The following is a 17216-nucleotide window of genomic DNA, read 5'->3' on the forward strand; positions in this document are numbered from 1 at the left end:
CTACTAGGTTTTTCAGAAGAGGAAGTGTATTCCCTCATGCAACCCTGATTAACTTATCAGTTTGCAGGGCAAATTCTCAATATTTTGGCAAAATCTTGGTTGAAGCAGTAGGTATACTAAACCTTCCTGGATTAAAACTGCGTCAGCAACCAGGCAGTCCCCATGAGGTAATGATTTTTTGGGGTGTGGGCAAAGTCTACACCCCAAAAAATCATTGCATGAATACTACCCCAGGCTCTATTGAGTAGGAGTAGAACAGTTAAAATCTTCTATGCCGCTAGCCGAGCTGGTTCAGCATAACAGGTTGAAAATTGTTTGGAGCACAATACAATCTTGGCTGCGGAACGGTTGAAATTACTGCTTGGGACGATCGCACAACCCTTCCCATCGATTGTCCCTTAACTCCCTACTTGCCGCTGCTTTGCAGCAACGCAATCACCCAGGCAATGATCCCAGCATAGGAGAGTTGCACAACGCCCTGATAAAGCCATGCACTATTATCGGCATCTGTAGAAATTTGCGTTGTCTCGACGGTAGAGTACAGCCTAGCCGTTAACGAGGAATTGACTGAGGAATTGACTAACGGGGTCTGACTCCTCTGGGAGGGAAGCGCTGCCACCCGATCGCCGCTAATCAGCACTGCCGAGCAAGTTGCTGCAATACCCAAAGCTAGACCTGCTCCAATCGATCGCCGCTTTTGTCTGGGCTTGAGCGACTTTTGAGCGAATTGAAAGGAAATTGATTGCGACTCCTCCTGGATGACCATTGCCTACTCCTTAATGAAAATGAACGCCGGACTGAACGCTGCCGAGGGTGGGTCCATTCAATTATCCGAGAAAAGTATCTGGTTTCCGTATAAAAACATCGGCATGGCTCAATCAGGGGATGTTTTTTGCGATCGACTACATCTGCTATGGCTCCTAGGATAAACCGCCCCAGAAGCGATCGCTTCTAGGGCGGTTGTGGGGACTATGAAGAACCTATGGCAGGACTATGAGGAAATATGTGGCCTATGTTGTTTAGCCTATGTTGCTCAGGATTAGACTATGGTTATCTAACCCGCAACTACTGAGATATCGCTGTAGCTCATTGCAGCTCTGTTAGATAGTGTTGCAACTTGAACCTGAGCTGAGCTGCCCGATCCATCGCGATCGAAGAACAGCGCTCCAGTCGATCGGTTGTAAACGAAATAGTCGTTAGAATCTAGGGCTTTAGCACCTAAGCGGAACTGCGTAGAACTAATCGTTCCCACTGACAGGCTAACGTCGCCAAATAGGAATCCCTTGACCTTAAATCCAGACTGCACGACGCTGATGTCATCGCTGTAGGAGCTAAAGTCAGTAATGGTGTCAACGCCTTCGTACTTGTTAACGAACTGAAACTTGTTGAAGCCACTGCCGCTTGTCAGCGTATCGTAGCCATAGCCACCGATGAGGGTGTCATTACCTGCGTCGCCCGTCAGCGTATCGTTGCTATCTCCACCCCAAAGGTAGTCATCGCCCTCTCCACCTGAGAGGTAGTCATTGCCTGCACCGCCATACAGGTAGTCATTGCCTGCTTCGCCATACAGACGGTCATTGCCTGCTTCACCATACAGCGTGTCATTGCCCGCACCGCCATACAGCCAGTCATTACCATTGCCAGCCACCAAGTAGTCGTTTCCGGATTGGTTGACGTTCAATCCGCCGTATAGGGTGTCATTGCCTTCGCCGCCATAGAGAGAGTCGTCTTGGTTGCCGCCGTACATGAGATCATTGCCGCCAAAACCATAAAGGCGATCGTAGCCATCGTAGTCGTTGAAGCCAGAGCCAGCTCCAGAGGAAGGATAGCCATAGATAGTGTCGTTGCTGATGGTGCCGTACAGTTCGCTATTGCCGTATAAAACGTTGTCGCTAAATTGAGTTCCGCGAATAATTGCCATTTGAATTGCTCCTGAAGTATATGCGTGTCTTACAGATGCGTTGGGTTAGCTAGCGTTTTGCTTGGCTTTCCGGCTGCATGTAGAGATATCGGCAGCACTGCAAAATGTTATGCAACGGTTTTCAGAAATTTTGTTGATTTCAATGGCTGTTGATTTCAATGGCTGTTGATTTCAATTGCTACAGCCTTTCGATTGCTACAGTCAAAGAGAACAGAATGCAGGAAGAAGCAATGAAGAGTCAGCCCAATTGGCAGACGACAGTATTTTTGGGGTTGCTGGGTGTCCTGGCGATCGTCGGGCTAAATTCTTTCGTGATCATAAATCCTGGCGAGGCGGGCGTGCTGAGCATCTTGGGGAAAGCCACCGATGGAGCGCTGCTAGAAGGCGTTCACTTTAAGCCGCCTCTGGTTTCAGTCGTAGATATCTATGACGTAACGGTGCAAAAGTTTGAAGTGCCAGCCCAGAGTTCTACTAAAGATTTACAGCAGCTGACAGCCAGCTTTGCCATTAACTTCAGCCTCGACCCGCTTCAGGTCGTGACCATTCGCCGAACTCAAGGTACTTTGCAAAACATCGTCTCCAAAATCATCGCGCCCCAGACTCAGGAATCTTTCAAAGTTGCTGCTGCACGGCGCACGGTCGAAGAAGCCATTACCAAGCGGGAGGAGCTAAAGCAAGACTTTGACGTGGCATTGGGCGATCGCCTCAACAAGTACGGCATCATCGTCTTAGATACCAGCGTTGTCGATCTAACCTTTTCTACCGAGTTCTCAAAGGCAGTCGAAGAAAAACAGATTGCTGAGCAGCGGGCACAGCGTGCCGTTTACATTGCCCGTGAAGCGGAGCAAGAGGCAGAAGCCACCATTAATCGCGCTAAAGGACAGGCAGAAGCTCAGCGGCTGCTGCGGGAAACCCTGACCGCAGAGCTATTGCAGAAACAGGCGATCGAGAAATGGGACGGCAAATTCCCACAGGTGTTGGGCGGCAATGGAGCCGTGCCGTTTATCAACATTGATCCGGGTGAGCTACAGTCGGCTCACTGATAACCCAGCTCGTTTCAAGCATTGAGATGGAGCAACCGCCAAGGCGGTTAAAACGGGGACATTTAGGGTGGGGCACTTCGCGCCCCACCCTAAATGTTTTAAGCAAACTAGCTACAGCTACAGCTACAAAACATTAAGAGGGTCGCGCCGCGACCCTCTTAATCAGCGGAAACGATTCGCTCTAGCGTCGGCGACGATCGCCTGAAGAGGTTGAAGGAGCAGGGGGCGCAACCCGAAGGCGGGGCTTGCTGCCCTCAGCAGGCTTATCTCGATTGTGAGATGACTGGCTGTGAGACGGCTGGCTGTGAGATGACTGGCTGTGAGAAGACGATTGGCGCGGAGACGACTGACCTCGCCCCATCTGCTTCCGTTGATTGCCGCCATTGGGGATCGGCTCAGGTCTGATGCTGGGATCAGGCTCAAAGCCAGCAACTACTTCTTGGGGGATCGATCGCTTAATCACTTTTTCGATGTCTGCCAGCAGCTTATTTTCATCAACGCAGACCAGCGATAAAGCCTCGCCTTCTGAACCTGCTCGACCCGTGCGCCCAATCCGATGCACATAGTCTTCGGGCACAAAGGGCAAGTCAAAGTTGACCACATGGGGCAATTCCACAATGTCAATACCTCTGGCGGCGATGTCAGTAGCCACCAAGACCTGAAGGCTACCATCCTTGAATTTTGCCAGAGTGCGAGTGCGCACCATCTGACTCTTGTTGCCATGGATCGCCATCGCCGGGATACCATCATTGGAAAGCTGCTTCGAGAGTCGATCGGCTCCATGCTTTGTGCGGGTAAACACCAACACCTGATACCAGTTCTTTTGCCTAATCAGGTGTGAGAGCAAATTGTGCTTCTTTTCGCGATCGACCCGGTAAACCTTCTGTGCCACCAGTTCGGCAGTGGCATTGCGCCGTGCCACCTCGATCAGCACAGGCTGATTCAGCATTCCTTCGGCAAGCGCCTTAATCTCGTTGGAGAAAGTTGCCGAAAACAGCAGACTTTGCCTTTGCTTGGGTAGCAATGTCAGGATGCGACGAATATCTCGAATAAAGCCCATATCCAACATGCGATCGGCTTCATCTAGCACCAGGATCTCAATACGCGACAGATCCACTGTCCGCTGCTGCACGTGATCCAGCAGTCGTCCGGGAGTCGCCACTAAGATATCCACGCGACCCTTGAGCTTCTGAATCTGCGGGTTGATATTAACGCCGCCAAAAATCGTCATGGAATTGAGGTTGAGGTACTTGCCGTACTCGCGCACGCTTTCCTCAACTTGCGCCGCCAACTCGCGGGTGGGAGTCAAGATCAGCGCCCGTACAGGCGATCGCCGAATCGGTTCGTTCCGGGCAAAGGGTTTCGAGAGCAGTTGCAGAATAGGCAGGGTAAAACCAGCTGTTTTCCCCGTTCCGGTTTGGGCGCCCGCCAAGAGATCTTGACCGGACAGAACAGCTGGAATGGCTTGGAGCTGGATGGGGGTAGGTTCGGTGTATCCGCGTGCAGTAACAGCACGAACAATTTCATCGGACAGACCGAGGGCAGAAAAAGACATAGGACTCCAAAAATAGCATCGGTCTGTCGCCGTCAACGGCACCAGTCTGGGGCAGACGGATGAGAACTGTAAAGATTCAGCGGCGCGCAGACTGGAGCGAATGCCACAATTTCGTATTTTAGCAGCAGGATCTATCGATTTTGTGGACTCTTAAGGGTGTTTTCAGGACACGCACTAATTCACAAGACCATTTGCGGCATATCTAAACAAAAGTCTAAACCTTACGAGCATGGAGGGACTCGAACCCCCGACCCTCAGGACCGGAACCTGATGCTCTATCCACTGAGCTACATACCCTTATTTATTTCAACACTATAGCAGACATCAACTGAAACCAGCCGGATTTTATCTGTGCTGTCGCATCTCCAGGTCAGGTAATCTTAATCCTGAAAAGGCTCAAATTGAGTTCTATGCTCATTTCTAAGGCTCTTCTTGCTCTTCTCCATTGATCTCGTCCAGGCTGTGTTTCTCAATCAAAGACTGGATTTTGTCTTGCTGCAAATAAATTTCGATCGCCTCATTAATCAGCTGAGAGAGAGATATATCTTGCTGCGAGGCGATCGTGCTTAGCAATTTAGCTAGCTCAATATCCGCATAGGCTCTAATTTCCCTTTTGTCACGTTTTTTTTGCATGACCCTTCTGTACTCTGAAAGTATGCCCCTTCTCTAGTCTGCCTCTAGTTCCTATGGCTCATCCTTATAAGTTGCTGTTCGTTTGCTTAGGCAACATCTGTCGATCGCCCTCTGCCGAAAACATCATGAATCACCTGATTCAGCAAAGAGGGCTACAGGATCAGATTGTCTGCGACTCTGCCGGAACTTCCAGCTATCACATTGGCAGTCCGCCCGATCGCCGCATGGCTGCTGCTGCCGCTCAGCAAGGCATTGTGCTGAAGGGAGCCGCGCGGCAGTTTACCCATGGTGGTGTTGAAGCCAGCGATTTCGAGGCATTTGACCTGATTTTGGCAATGGATGAAGACAATCGCGCCAATATGCTGCGGCTCGATCGCGAACAGCTTTACGCCGACAAGGTAAAGCTGATGTGTGAGTTTTGCCGTACCCACAGCGATCGCGAGGTGCCCGACCCCTATTACGGGGGTGAAGCAGGATTTCGCTATGTGATTGATTTGCTGATTGACGCTTGCGGAGGTTTGCTAGACTCTATTGAGAAAGAACTGAAAGAGCTGAAAGCCAATTAGCGGTTACCGTTGCTCAGAAGATCGCCCCTTGCGTTTGCGGAACACCCAAACTCCAAAGGCGATCAGGAGCGCCAGTAAGACTAGCTTGGAAACCGGGGCAAGATACTCATCAACGCGATCGTAATTGTCTCCCAGCAAATATCCGGCAAAGGTGAGGAGACTCACCCAGGCGATCGTGCCCAGCGTTGAGTAAATCAAAAACTTCGACATCGGCATATCGCTGAACCCGGCAGGTAGAGAAATCAGCGTTCGGATACCGGGAACCAGCCGTCCAAAAAAGACTGCCTTGCTGCCGTGCCTGTAAAACCAGCGCTTGGATTTATCAATCTCATTGGCAGAGATGCCTAGCCAGCCGCCATAGCGATCGATCCATTGCTTGATCCGGTCTTCACCCAAGATTTTGCCAAGATAATACCAGGGAAACGCCCCTAGCATGGTGCCAATCACTCCGGCAGCGATCGCAGGAGCCAAATCCATTTCACCTTTTGCAGCTGTGAATCCCGCCAGAGGCATGATTAGTTCAGAGGGAATGGGGGGAAATAGGTTTTCCAAAAACATCAGCAGGGCAATTCCCACATAGCCCAAAGACTGCATCAAATTCGTAATCCATTCAACCATGAGCAGATTTCCTTAAGGGATGTTACAAGGGGGGCTACGAAAAGGTTCTATCGCTGTCACCAGTTTGCTTACGTCCTAACCGCCTTGGCAGTTGCTATACAAAAGCTTCGCGGATTAGAACGCAAAACAGAGTAATTTTCTGCTTAGTAGAGCTTAACTTAATCGATCGATGAAGCCCTGAAAAAGCAGGGAAGAAATCTTCCCTGCCAATGATTACCTAAACCCTACGGCATGACCTAGGAATTTAGATTTTGGATTGAACCTAAAATTACAGCAATTTTCAATGGCGTAACCCACAGTTGGCATAACCCATAGTTAACCAAGCGCAAGGCTCTGTATCAGGTTCCTGATGTCCAAGAGTTCATGTAGTCAATCTGTGAAGAAGTGAGGGTATCGATCGTAATTCCCATCGCCTGCAGCTTGAGACGAGCAATTTCTTGATCGACTTCAACCGGAATAGAGTAAAGACCTGGCTCCAGCTTGCCTTTGTTCTTCACCAGATATTCACAAGCCATGGCTTGGTTTGCAAAGCTCATGTCCATCACGGCGCTGGGGTGCCCTTCGGCAGCAGCTAGGTTGACTAGGCGACCTTCGCCAATCACGATGATCGACTTACCGCTCTGGAGGCGATATTCTTCGGTGAAGTTGCGGACAATTTTGACTTCAGAAGACAGCTCTTTCAGGGCTTTCAGGTCGATTTCAATATCGAAGTGACCTGAATTACAGACGATCGCCCCATCCTTCATGCTCTCGAAATGCTCTTGGCGAATGATGTGCTTGTTGCCCGTAACGGTAATGAACACATCGCCTACAGCCGCAGCTTCAGCCATTGGCAAGACGCGATAGCCATCCATGGCTGCCTCGATCGCCTTAACGGGATCAATTTCGGTGACGACCACATTGGCACCCATACCGCGTGCCCGCATAGCCGTGCCCTTGCCGCACCAGCCGTAGCCTGCAACGACGATGGTTTTGCCAGCCAGCAAAATATTGGTGGCGCGGATGATGCCGTCTAGAGTCGATTGACCCGTGCCGTAGCGGTTGTCGAAGAAGTGCTTGGTATCCGCATCGTTGACGTTGACTGCCGGGAAGGTCAGCACGCCGTCCTTCAGCATGGCTCTGAGTCGAACGATGCCTGTCGTGGTTTCTTCGGTGGTGCCAATCAGATCAGCCAAAAGCTCTTGGCGCTCTTGAATCATGGTGGCAACCACATCACTCCCGTCATCAATGATGATGTTGGGCTTATGGTCTAGGGCAATCCGGACGTGGCGCTGATAGGTGTCGTTGTCTTCACCCCGGAAAGCGTAGACTGCAATGCCGTGATCTGCAACCAGGCTGGCTGCTACGTCATCCTGAGTAGACAGCGGATTGCTGGCAATCAGGATAGCATCTGCACCGCCGCTCTTTAGCGCGATCGCCAAGTGAGCGGTTTCTGTAGTGATATGGCAACATGCAACTAGCCGAACACCTGCAAACGGCTTTTCTTGGGCAAATCTTTCTTGAATTTGTTTCAATACGGGCATTTCTCGTCCTGCCCATTCAATCCGCTGCTTCCCTAAAACTGCAAGGGAAAGATCTTTGACATCGTGTTTTGCTTGAGTCGCTACCATTTATTTTTTAGATCCGTTATGTCTGGATAGGCATTCACTAGCTTAACCAGAGGTTACGTAAAAGTCGATTTTTATTTTCTGGGTATGAAGGAATTACAAAGCGGCTCTGGCAGCTCAAAGCAGCTCAGCGATACATTTTGCCGCGTCGCCATTGGGCATCTGCCTTGCGATCGGTACGAATTTCTAGCACTCGAACGCCTTGAGCAGGAAGTGGGTTAAGCCGTTGCACAAACTGTTGCCAGGATTGCATCACTTCATGCTCCACGTTGTAGGTAGCGCAAAGCTTGGCAAAATCGATCGCCTGGGGAGTAGCGAAAAACTCTTCAAATTCTTCTAAGGGCGGGTCAAATTGGGCGATCGGCAGAGATTCAAAAATACCGCCACCGTTGTTATTAATCAGAACGATCGTCAGATGTCCGACAAACTTGTGGCGGATCAAAAATCCGTTGGTGTCGTGCAGCAGCGCCAAATCTCCGGTCAGTAAAACGCTGCTGTTCTGCTGCCGATGCGCCACGCCCAGTGCCGTAGATAGCGTACCATCAATGCCATTGGCTCCCCGATTGAAAAAAGGCTGGATTTGAAGATTGCTTGGCTTCCAAAAGCACTCCATATCTCGTATGGGCATACTGTTGGCAATAAATAGCGGCGTTGCGGGCGGCAGATGCTGAGACATCAACCAGGCTGCTTTGCCCTCAAACCAGTCTGTTGTCTCACTGAGGGTACGATCGATCGCCTCTCTTAACTGCTGCTCGGCTTCACACCACAGCGATCGGTAGGCATTAGATCGGTAGGCATTAGGCTGATGCGCCAGGGGGATCATCATCGCCAATTGTTCCACCGACAGTCGCAAATGTGTGGTTTTGCCATGTAGAGGGTCAAGATTGCGATCGCCTCCATCTACTACCCACTGCCGAGGCTGAGTTTTGGCGAGCCATTGCCGCAGCTCTTTACTTGTCGGCATTTCGCCTACACGGATCACCCAGCCAGAGGCAAGCTTGTCTGCAAGCTCTGTATCTCGTAGCAACAGGGGATAAGTTGAGATCAGGTAGGGATTGAGGTCTGCAAAATTGCGCAAGGGCGAAAGAGCTTCTGCCAGGACGGGTAGCCCCAACGTTTTACAGAGATGAGCGATCGCGGCACAGTAGTTTTGGGAAGAGTGGGGCTGGGCGACCCCAGCGATCAGAATACCGCGATCGGACTGGAGCCATTCAGGGGGAATAGAAAAGGAGTGGGGAGTGGGGAAGGAGGGGGTGATTTCGATCGCTTCAAAAAAGTCTGTTGGAAAGTGATCTGAGAAAGCTTGAGTCTGGGCTTGAGGTTTTGGGGCTAAGGGATCGCGGAAAGGGAGATTGAGATGTACAGCTCCAGCAACCGGATAGAGGGCGCGTTCCCAGGACTGTAGGAGGACTTGTCGTAGATAGGGAAGTAGATCTAGCGAGGGCACTGCCAACTCGCTATACCAGTTGGGATAGGAGCCGAATAGCTTTTGCTGATCGATTGTTTGTCCGGCGTTGCAGTCTCGCATTTCGGGGGGGCGATCGCCCGTTAGCACCAGCAGCGGCACCCGTGATTCTCTGGCTTCAATCACTGCCGGATAGAAGTTTGCGCCTGCTGTACCAGAGGTGCAGACCAAAACCACAGGTAAATGCGTCTGTCTTGCCCTGCCCAGAGCAAAAAAAGCTGCCGATCGCTCATCTAAGATCGGGATTGCCTCAATCTGCGGATGCTGGGCAAAAGCGATCGCTAGCGGCGTTGAGCGTGACCCAGGGCAAATAATTGCGGTGGTCAAACCCAGGCGATACAAAGTTTCTGCCAGCACTGAAGCCCAGATTGCGTTGGTGTTGCTGAAATTAAGGGTCATTCGAGATTGGGGTCGATGCCCTGCGATCGCAATAACCCCATGAGCCGCTCCGTTGGAAGTTTTGGCTGCTCCCGGCACGCTCCTCGAACACAAGCGTGCCATCCAACTTCGGCAGTTGCGTATGGTCGGGAAGGGGTTTCAGATCGTCAACATCAGCAACTAGATTAATTGAAGTCATAGCGGTGATTTGAAACAGCGCATCTAGAGAGGCGATCTCCAGTCTAAATGAACGGGTTAAATTAACGCCTGCAATAGCGCCTGAAGCTTTAGCCTCACTTCCGCAAACTCCCGTTCTGGCTCGGAGCCAGCAACAATTCCCGCCCCGGCATAGAGACGGGCACGGTTGCCTTGCAGCAGCGCAGAACGAATACCGACGATAAATTCAGCGTTGCCCTGGGCATCAACCCAGCCCAAAGGAGCGGCATAGAGCGATCGCTCAAACTGTTCATATCTCTGAATTTGTTGACAGGCAGCGATGCGAGGCATTCCGGCAACGGCCGGAGTCGGGTGCAACGCCGCCAAAATTTCCAGCGGATGCCGATCGGTAGGAAAAGCCGCCTGAATAGGCGTGTGCAAATGCTGAATGTTAGACAACGGCAGCAGCACAGGGGCGATCGCCCGTTGAGGAACCAGCCCCAGAGCCGCTAGCCGTTCCGTGATAAAGTCTACAACGACCCGGTGCTCTCGCTGCTCCTTGTCGCTACTCATCAACTGCCGTGCAAACTGCCGATCTTCGTGAGTTGTTTTACCCCGCGGAGCCGAACCTGCCAGCGCATCTGTGGTCAGCAGCTGGTTTTGAATGCTGAGCAGTCGTTCTGGACTGGCTCCAATAAAACTTTGCCCTCTACCGTTTCCGGTGGAAAACACATGACAATCAGGGTAGCGCTGCCGCAGGTTGTGCAGCGATCGCCCAATTTGAAAGGGCAATCCCGAAACGACATCGATCGCATGGGCGAGTACCAACTTATGAAAGTGCTGCTGCTGAATGTCAAGTAGCGCCGAGGCAACAGCCGTTGAGAAAGGAAACGTATCAATGATTTGCCAGCGCTTTAAGGCTTCAGACCTATTGAGTAGGTCAAGCATAGGATGGGAAAAATTGAACGGATGCGAGGGCGTAGCGCTTATAGCCTGAGCTTGATGCCAAATAGCTTGGGTGACATCCTCTAAATTCGACTGAGGATGAATCAAAAAATTTGCCAAAATTGCGCTGCGATCGCGCCAACGCATCACCTGCCACTGAGGCAAGAAAGCGGTTGCTGGAGCAAAAGCTGGGGTAATTTCAGTATGCTCTGCATCCTGCGCAGCTTGATCGAAGAAAGCAAAGCTACAAAAAAATCGCGGGACGGCTCCAGGAAAATTGCTGGTGCTGCTAGCAATGAGCTGATTGAAACAGGTTTGAACAAACTGCTGAACGGCTAAAAACCGATGGGAACCAGAAACCTCAAAGGACATTGCCGCATCGATCGCCGCGATCGCCCACTCCTGTTCTCGATTCTCAAAGTAGAAGTGGAGCTGATGAGGTTTGCTCCATTGATCTAAAACAGCCAGGGGATCGATCGCATCAATTTCTAGAAAAACGCTAGCAATCTTTGACTGCTCGTCTTCAATCGATTTACGCTGGCAAAAGTCAAGGAACTGATATAACTGTTGACAATCTTGAAAGAGGCTGAGTCCAGTGAAGGCAGATTGACATTGCATCGAGCGCAAAAAGATCCTGACGTACAGCTAGCTTCTGAAAGCTTAGCTACTATCATCTCCTAATTTGTAATTTGAAATCAGAGCAGCGTAGAAGGGTTTAATACTTGTACAAATTTTCTGGCAGCCAAAAATTAATACTCTTGTACCATGTCGCGGATCAGCGGCAGTCTAGAGTCAATATAATCACTCAGAATTGCCGCTTCACGGGTATCAAACGTGCCCTGAACGGTAACTTGGCGAATTAACCATTGCCCTAAGCTTTGATCATCTAACGATAGCGGCATATTTACTCGGACTGCCTCAATCAGCGCCCAAAACCGCTGCATCATCGTGGGATTCATAGTGACCTCGCTTTTTAAGGTTTTCTTCATATTTACACCATACCCTGATTTCTCTTGATGGCAACCCCCCCTAAACATAAGACGAAACAACAGTTACATCGGCTCAATCTAGAGACAAAGATCTCAATAAAACGACTTATTCCTTCACACTCGCTACTTTCCAAATTCAGAATGGTAGCTAGAGCGCAGCGTAATCTCATGAAAATTTTGGTATGGCTGCCTCCAGTCTGCTTAGGACATTTAGGGTGGGACGCTTCGCGCCCCACCCTAAATGTCCCCGTCCTAACCGCCTTGGCGGTTGCTACAAATTCAGATTCGCAGAGCAATGAATCTCACTCTATAGCCATATTTTTTTGAGTCCTTCCGAGTCAAGTCCCGATTAAAGTAAAAAGGTAGAGAATTTGAATGAACTGTGACAGGCTGCCGCCATGCCGCTGATCACAATTCTGACAAAATTCTGACAAAATCAAGACTCTGGATTGTGGAACGAGGGCTGAGAGATATGGAGATTAAGCAAAGTTTTGTAGATGCGATCGGCAATACGCCCCTAATCCGGCTGAACAGCTTCAGTGAAGAAACCGGGTGCAACATCCTAGGCAAGGCAGAATTTTTGAATCCGGGCGGCTCCGTCAAAGATCGAGCCGCGCTCTACATGATTAAAGACGCTGAAGAACGTGGCTTGCTAAAACCAGGCGGCACGGTAGTAGAAGGCACGGCTGGCAATACAGGCATCGGGCTGGCTCACATCTGCAATGCCAAAGGCTACAAATGCCTCATCATCATTCCCAACACCCAGTCTCAAGAAAAGATTGATCTCTTGCGCACTTTAGGGGCAGAAGTGCGTACAGTTCCGGCAGTCCCCTATAGAGATCCCGATAATTACGTCAGGCTATCTGGGCAAGTGGCGGCAGAAATGGAAAACGCCATCTGGGCAAACCAGTTCGATAATTTGGCAAACCGCCGCGCCCACTATGAAACCACAGGAGCCGAAATCTGGCAGCAGACGGATGGCACGATCGACGCCTGGGTTTCCTCTACGGGCACGGGCGGCACCTATGCCGGGGTGGCAATGCTGCTCAAAGAGAAAAATCCTGACATCCGGTGCGTATTGGCAGATCCGATGGGTAGCGCTCTCTATAGCTACGCCAAAACGGGAGAAATTTCTATGACGGGCAGCTCCATTACAGAAGGCATTGGCAATAGCCGCGTCACGGCAAACATGGAAGGCGCGCCGATCGACGACGCCTTACAAATAGAAGATCCCGAAGCGCTGCGGGTGGTCTACCAGCTCTTGCGCAAAGACGGTTTGTTTATGGGCGGCTCGGTAGGCATTAACGTAGCGGCAGCCGTTGCCCTGGCTAAGCAAATGGGGGCAGGACACACGATCGTCACGATTTTGTGTGACGGCGGTGCTCGCTATCAATCGCGGCTGTTTAACCCAGAATGGCTGGCTACCAAAGGGCTGATGATTCCCTAAACGCCCTAAAAGCATCTTTGAGTAAATCAAGATTCCTTTGGCGTATGGCGATCGAGCTTTATTTCCATACTCTTTCCATACTCTTTTAGTATGAAAATTCCGTTGAGCCACTGCCGATCGCGACCTGTGCGGGTTAACATAAGTGTTAGCGATATCTGGCAACGCTCAGGTGTCGATGTTGAATTGATATTTCTCATGGACCATAGTCCATTACCCCACAGTCCGCTAATCCATCATTATATTCACTCTCTAGCCTGACGAGTTTTGTTTCAGTGAGCTTTGCGCCTCGTTGAACCCTGTCTCTCAGCGCGAGAGAGACAAGAGGAGGTCGTCATGCTTACTCAGGAAAAACAGTTTTACCTGACAGAATTGGCTGGTCTAAATCAAATGAAGTGGGAGCTAACCAAGCTTCCAGCCATTGATTTGGGCGATTACATCGTGGAACTGCCACCCGAACAAAGAGCGATCGCCTTTCGTCTGCTGCAAAAAGACAAGGCTACGGATGTTTTTGAGTATCTGCCACCCGATATTCAGGAAGAGCTGATTAGTTCGCTTCATGCTGCGGATGTGCGGCAGTTGATCGACTCCATGCGCCCAGACGATCGGGCAGAGCTATTTGACGAGCTGCCCGCTCGGATTGTTCGGCGCTTGCTGCAACAGATTAGCCCCACAGAGCGCGAGGCAACGGCAATTATCTTGGGTTATCCCGAAGGCACTGCCGGACGGGTAATGACAACCGAATATGTGCAGCTACGCCAAGGGCTAACGGTAGGGGAAGCGTTAGAAAAAATTCGGCAGACCGGACAGGATAAGGAAACAATTTACTATGCCTATGTGACGGACGACCAGCGGAAACTCGTGCGAGTAGTTTCTCTGAGGCAGCTTTTGTTCTCCATTCCATCTGCGCTGATTCGAGACATTGCCAGCGAACGAGTGCTGAAAACCTACACCGAAACACCCCAGGAAGAAGTGGCGCAGTTGATGAAGCGCTATGACTTGATCGCTTTACCTGTAGTCGATCGCGAGGATCGGCTGGTGGGCATTGTCACCATTGATGACATCGTAGACATTCTTGAAGAAGAAGCCACTGAGGATATTCAAAAATTGGCGGGGGTCAGCGGCGGAGACGAAGCTGCATTATCTGCTCCAGGAGTCACTCTCCGCAAGCGGTTACCCTGGCTTGTGGCAAACATGGCGCTGTATATTGGAGCCGCCAGCGCGATCGCCCCTTTTCAGCAGGTGATTTCCTTAGTTCCGGTTTTGGCGGTCATCATGCCAATTTTGTCGAACGCCAGCGGCACTGTCGGCATCCAGGCGCTCTCTGTCACCGTGCGGGGCTTGGGCATCGGCGAAGTGACAGTAGCCGATACATTCAAGATTCTCCGCAAAGAGCTGCTGGCAGGTATGGGAACTGCGATCGCTTTGGGCTTGGCGCTGGGGCTGCTCTCTCTCATTTGGGCAACCCCATCGGAGCGTTGGGTAGCCCTAATTGCGGGTGGCGTTATGATGATCAACGTCGTAGTCGCTGCAAGCCTAGGAACATTGCTCCCTATGGGCTTGAAACGGCTTAGCCTCGATCCAGCGCTAATTAGTGGTCCCTTACTGACGACAGCGCTAGACTCAGTGGGGTTTCTAACCTTTCTGAGCCTAATTTCGCTGGCGCTTAAGCTCTTAGGCTAGTCTCATAGGCTAACCCAAAGCCGCATTATTTCTCGCTGGGCTTAAGCGTCACGACACTGTAGGCATCTGGCGAGAGATACTGCTGGGCGGCAGCTTGTAGATCAGCCGTGCTGAGGGACTGAATATGCAAGGGATAGTCGATCGCCGGGGCTAAATCGCCAATTACAGCCTGGTAATAGCCGTAGAGTCCAGCCCGATCGCTAGGCGTTTCGTTCCCAAAAACATAGCGGTTTGCCACCAGAGTCCGAACACGCTCAAGCTCATCTTCAGAAACTAGCTCGGTTTGAAGACTGCCAACATGCTGAGCGATCGCCGCTTCCACAATCGCCAGATTTTCGCTAGGCAACTGAGCTGAGATATAAAACACGCCCTGCTGGGTGTAAGTCATGTTGCTCACTGAAATTGAAGACACGAGACCCCGATCTTCCCGCAGATCGCGCACCATCCGAGCCGTGCGTCCTCGCCCCAAAACAGAGGACAGGACATCCAGCGCGTAGGTCTGCTGAAGTTCTGCCATGCCTGGAACTCGCCACATCATAACTAACCGAGCCTGCTGAAGGCTATCGTCAATGTACTCATAGCGAGTGATTTGGGTGAAAGGCGCTTCTGGAGAAGCGTCCGGCAGTTTTGCAGGTGCCACAGCGCGAGAGCCACAGGATTGAGCTGCCTCAAATCCTTCCGCAACAATTGCAATTAGGCGCTCAACGGGTAGATTACCCACAACCGCAGCCGTCACAGACTGTGGACGATACCAGGTGCTATGAAAATCCCGCATTTGCTGAGGTTGCAGATTTTCAATCACCGCAGCAGGTCCCAAAACAGGACGACGATAGGCAAGGCGATCGAAAGCGGCTTCCATAGAGCGATAGAACGTGCGTCGGCGAGGATTATCCTCCGATCGCCGAATCTCCTCTAGCACCACAGACCGCTCTCGCTCAAAGGCTACATCTGGAATAGCGGCATTCAGCACCACTTCAATTTGGTGGGGGGCAAGCGCCGCAAAATCTTGAGGAGCTGTCGTGATGTAGTAATGGGTATAGTCCTGGCTAGTAGCGGCATTAGTAACAGCGCCGCGCTGCTCAATTTTCTGCTCAAACTCACCACTTTGCAGCCGTGCCGTGCCCTTAAAAATCATATGCTCTAAGAAGTGAGCCATGCCGTTGATCTCGTCGGTTTCAACGGCTGAACCTACGCCAAGCCAAAGGCTGAGATTGACGGCTTCGACGGGCATTTGTTCGGCAACAATGGTCAGTCCGTTGGGCAAGCGATGCAGCGTTGGCGCATTGAGGCGAGAAGGAGACTCGATTAAGGTAAAGGTCATGAAGTTATAAGTTGACCGAAACTTTCTTCACCTATCTTAATCGTTCTGCTCCAGGTTTTGCTCAATGCTCATAGGGGACTAGGCATTTCGGCTGTCATGCGTGAAGGCTTCTAGCTAGAAGTTTCTGGAGCCTGCGCTAAGGCTGAGCCATACTGCTCAAGAATTTCCTTCGCTTTAGTCAAATCTTCTGGCTGCGAAGCCGTGATAGAAACCAAAAATATCGGAGCGAGTGCTGAGGTTTCGGCTCCTGCCTGATTCTTCACAACATTTACGCCACTCATGGCTGCAATGAGACTCATGCCGATCGCCCCCACTAGGCTTCCAGCTAAGACGATGCCGATCGTGTCGTTTACGGGGTTCGTGCTCCCTGCAACCAAAAAGACTTTTGCATAGCTAAAGATTAAGCCTACAAGTCCTCCAGCGATCGTTCCAACGATCGCACCTTTGCCGCCGCTTTCCTGAGCTTCCGTTTCAGACACAGGTGGCGTTTGAGAGGTAAGCGTCATATTTTCCTGTGGAAACCCAGCCTCTTGTAGAGCGCCAAGGGCACCTTCTGCTGTTTGCTGCTCCGAAAAAGTAGCCACAAGACTCTGATGGGGTTCTAGGGAATTAGGTTCTAGGGCGTAGGTCATGATTTGGCACTCAAAGCTTCTATTTTCACAAACTAGCTCCGATCGCTTGACTTAGCTTCCCTCTCTAGGAATACCGAGCGAACTATGGCGATCGCTGCTTTGCCCAAGAGATTTGCTCAGGAGATTTGCTCAGGACAAGAAAGGTCGGGTAGAGCGATCGCCCCCTCCATAAATTTTCTGTAAATTTCCGAAAACTCACTCAAATTTTCGTCGGATATGTTGTTCTGACGACTGGAAGACTTGGAGATATAGCTGTTTGC

General features: G+C 50.9%; 15 protein-coding genes and 1 tRNA gene. 4 read left to right on the plus strand and 12 right to left on the minus strand.

What is annotated here, in order from left to right:
- Positions 1 to 406: 406 nt before the first annotated feature.
- Complete coding sequence (locus AC5JMP_RS06915; RefSeq protein WP_495850696.1) at positions 407 to 766, minus strand: hypothetical protein; 360 nt, start codon at positions 764 to 766, stop codon at positions 407 to 409.
- A 288-nt stretch (positions 767 to 1054) separates the two neighbouring features.
- Positions 1055 to 1921, minus strand: coding sequence for a calcium-binding protein (locus AC5JMP_RS06920; RefSeq protein WP_495850697.1), 867 nt, complete (start codon positions 1919 to 1921; stop codon positions 1055 to 1057).
- Positions 1922 to 2151: 230 nt separating this feature from the next.
- Here AC5JMP_RS06920 and AC5JMP_RS06925 point away from each other — a divergent pair, with 230 nt between their 5' ends.
- Entirely contained in the window at positions 2152 to 2964 is an 813-nt protein-coding gene (locus AC5JMP_RS06925) for a prohibitin family protein (protein WP_495850767.1), read from the plus strand.
- A gap of 181 nt (positions 2965 to 3145) precedes the next feature.
- On the opposite strand, the gene AC5JMP_RS06930 is transcribed toward AC5JMP_RS06925, so the two are convergent.
- The 3 genes from AC5JMP_RS06930 to AC5JMP_RS06940 all read right to left on the minus strand — a co-directional run bounded on the left by AC5JMP_RS06930 (position 3146) and on the right by AC5JMP_RS06940 (position 5152).
- Positions 3146 to 4519: a DEAD/DEAH box helicase gene (locus AC5JMP_RS06930; protein ID WP_495850698.1), complete on the minus strand. Its 1374-nt coding sequence runs from the start codon at positions 4517 to 4519 to the stop codon at positions 3146 to 3148.
- Between the two features lie 224 nt (positions 4520 to 4743).
- Positions 4744 to 4816 (minus strand) — tRNA-Arg (locus AC5JMP_RS06935).
- A 123-nt stretch (positions 4817 to 4939) separates the two neighbouring features.
- Entirely contained in the window at positions 4940 to 5152 is a 213-nt protein-coding gene (locus AC5JMP_RS06940) for a hypothetical protein (RefSeq protein WP_495850699.1), read from the minus strand.
- Positions 5153 to 5205: 53 nt separating this feature from the next.
- Between AC5JMP_RS06940 and AC5JMP_RS06945 the strand changes: the two genes are divergently transcribed.
- Entirely contained in the window at positions 5206 to 5718 is a 513-nt protein-coding gene (locus tag AC5JMP_RS06945; protein WP_495850700.1) for a low molecular weight protein-tyrosine-phosphatase, read from the plus strand.
- A gap of 3 nt (positions 5719 to 5721) precedes the next feature.
- On the opposite strand, the gene AC5JMP_RS06950 is transcribed toward AC5JMP_RS06945, so the two are convergent.
- The 5 genes from AC5JMP_RS06950 to AC5JMP_RS06970 form a co-directional block, all read right to left on the minus strand.
- A complete protein-coding gene (locus AC5JMP_RS06950; protein ID WP_495850701.1) occupies positions 5722 to 6336 on the minus strand; it encodes a DedA family protein in 615 nt (204 codons plus the stop codon).
- A gap of 338 nt (positions 6337 to 6674) precedes the next feature.
- Complete coding sequence (ahcY, locus tag AC5JMP_RS06955; protein ID WP_495850702.1) at positions 6675 to 7946, minus strand: adenosylhomocysteinase; 1272 nt, start codon at positions 7944 to 7946, stop codon at positions 6675 to 6677.
- 124 nt (positions 7947 to 8070) lie between these two features.
- Positions 8071 to 9807: a 2-succinyl-5-enolpyruvyl-6-hydroxy-3-cyclohexene-1-carboxylic-acid synthase gene (gene menD / locus AC5JMP_RS06960; protein WP_495850768.1), complete on the minus strand. Its 1737-nt coding sequence runs from the start codon at positions 9805 to 9807 to the stop codon at positions 8071 to 8073.
- Positions 9808 to 10041: 234 nt separating this feature from the next.
- The gene (locus AC5JMP_RS06965) at positions 10042 to 11505 is read right to left on the minus strand and encodes an isochorismate synthase (protein WP_495850703.1); all 1464 of its coding nucleotides are present in this window, start codon (positions 11503 to 11505) and stop codon (positions 10042 to 10044) included.
- Between the two features lie 131 nt (positions 11506 to 11636).
- Positions 11637 to 11846, minus strand: coding sequence for a hypothetical protein (locus AC5JMP_RS06970; protein ID WP_495850704.1), 210 nt, complete (start codon positions 11844 to 11846; stop codon positions 11637 to 11639).
- 502 nt (positions 11847 to 12348) lie between these two features.
- Between AC5JMP_RS06970 and AC5JMP_RS06975 the strand changes: the two genes are divergently transcribed.
- Positions 12349 to 13323 (plus strand): cysteine synthase A, encoded by a 975-nt coding sequence (locus AC5JMP_RS06975; RefSeq protein WP_495850705.1) that lies wholly within the window; start codon positions 12349 to 12351, stop codon positions 13321 to 13323.
- A 333-nt stretch (positions 13324 to 13656) separates the two neighbouring features.
- On the plus strand, positions 13657 to 15003 hold the full coding sequence (mgtE, locus tag AC5JMP_RS06980; RefSeq protein ID WP_495850706.1) for a magnesium transporter: 1347 nt from the start codon (positions 13657 to 13659) through the stop codon (positions 15001 to 15003).
- Between the two features lie 25 nt (positions 15004 to 15028).
- Here mgtE and AC5JMP_RS06985 read toward each other — a convergent pair whose 3' ends face one another.
- Both AC5JMP_RS06985 and AC5JMP_RS06990 read right to left on the minus strand, forming a co-directional pair.
- Positions 15029 to 16324: a M16 family metallopeptidase gene (locus AC5JMP_RS06985; RefSeq protein ID WP_495850707.1), complete on the minus strand. Its 1296-nt coding sequence runs from the start codon at positions 16322 to 16324 to the stop codon at positions 15029 to 15031.
- Between the two features lie 110 nt (positions 16325 to 16434).
- Entirely contained in the window at positions 16435 to 16956 is a 522-nt protein-coding gene (locus tag AC5JMP_RS06990; RefSeq protein WP_495850708.1) for a hypothetical protein, read from the minus strand.
- Positions 16957 to 17216: the final 260 nt, after the last annotated feature.

Source organism: Drouetiella sp. (assembly GCF_059504425.1).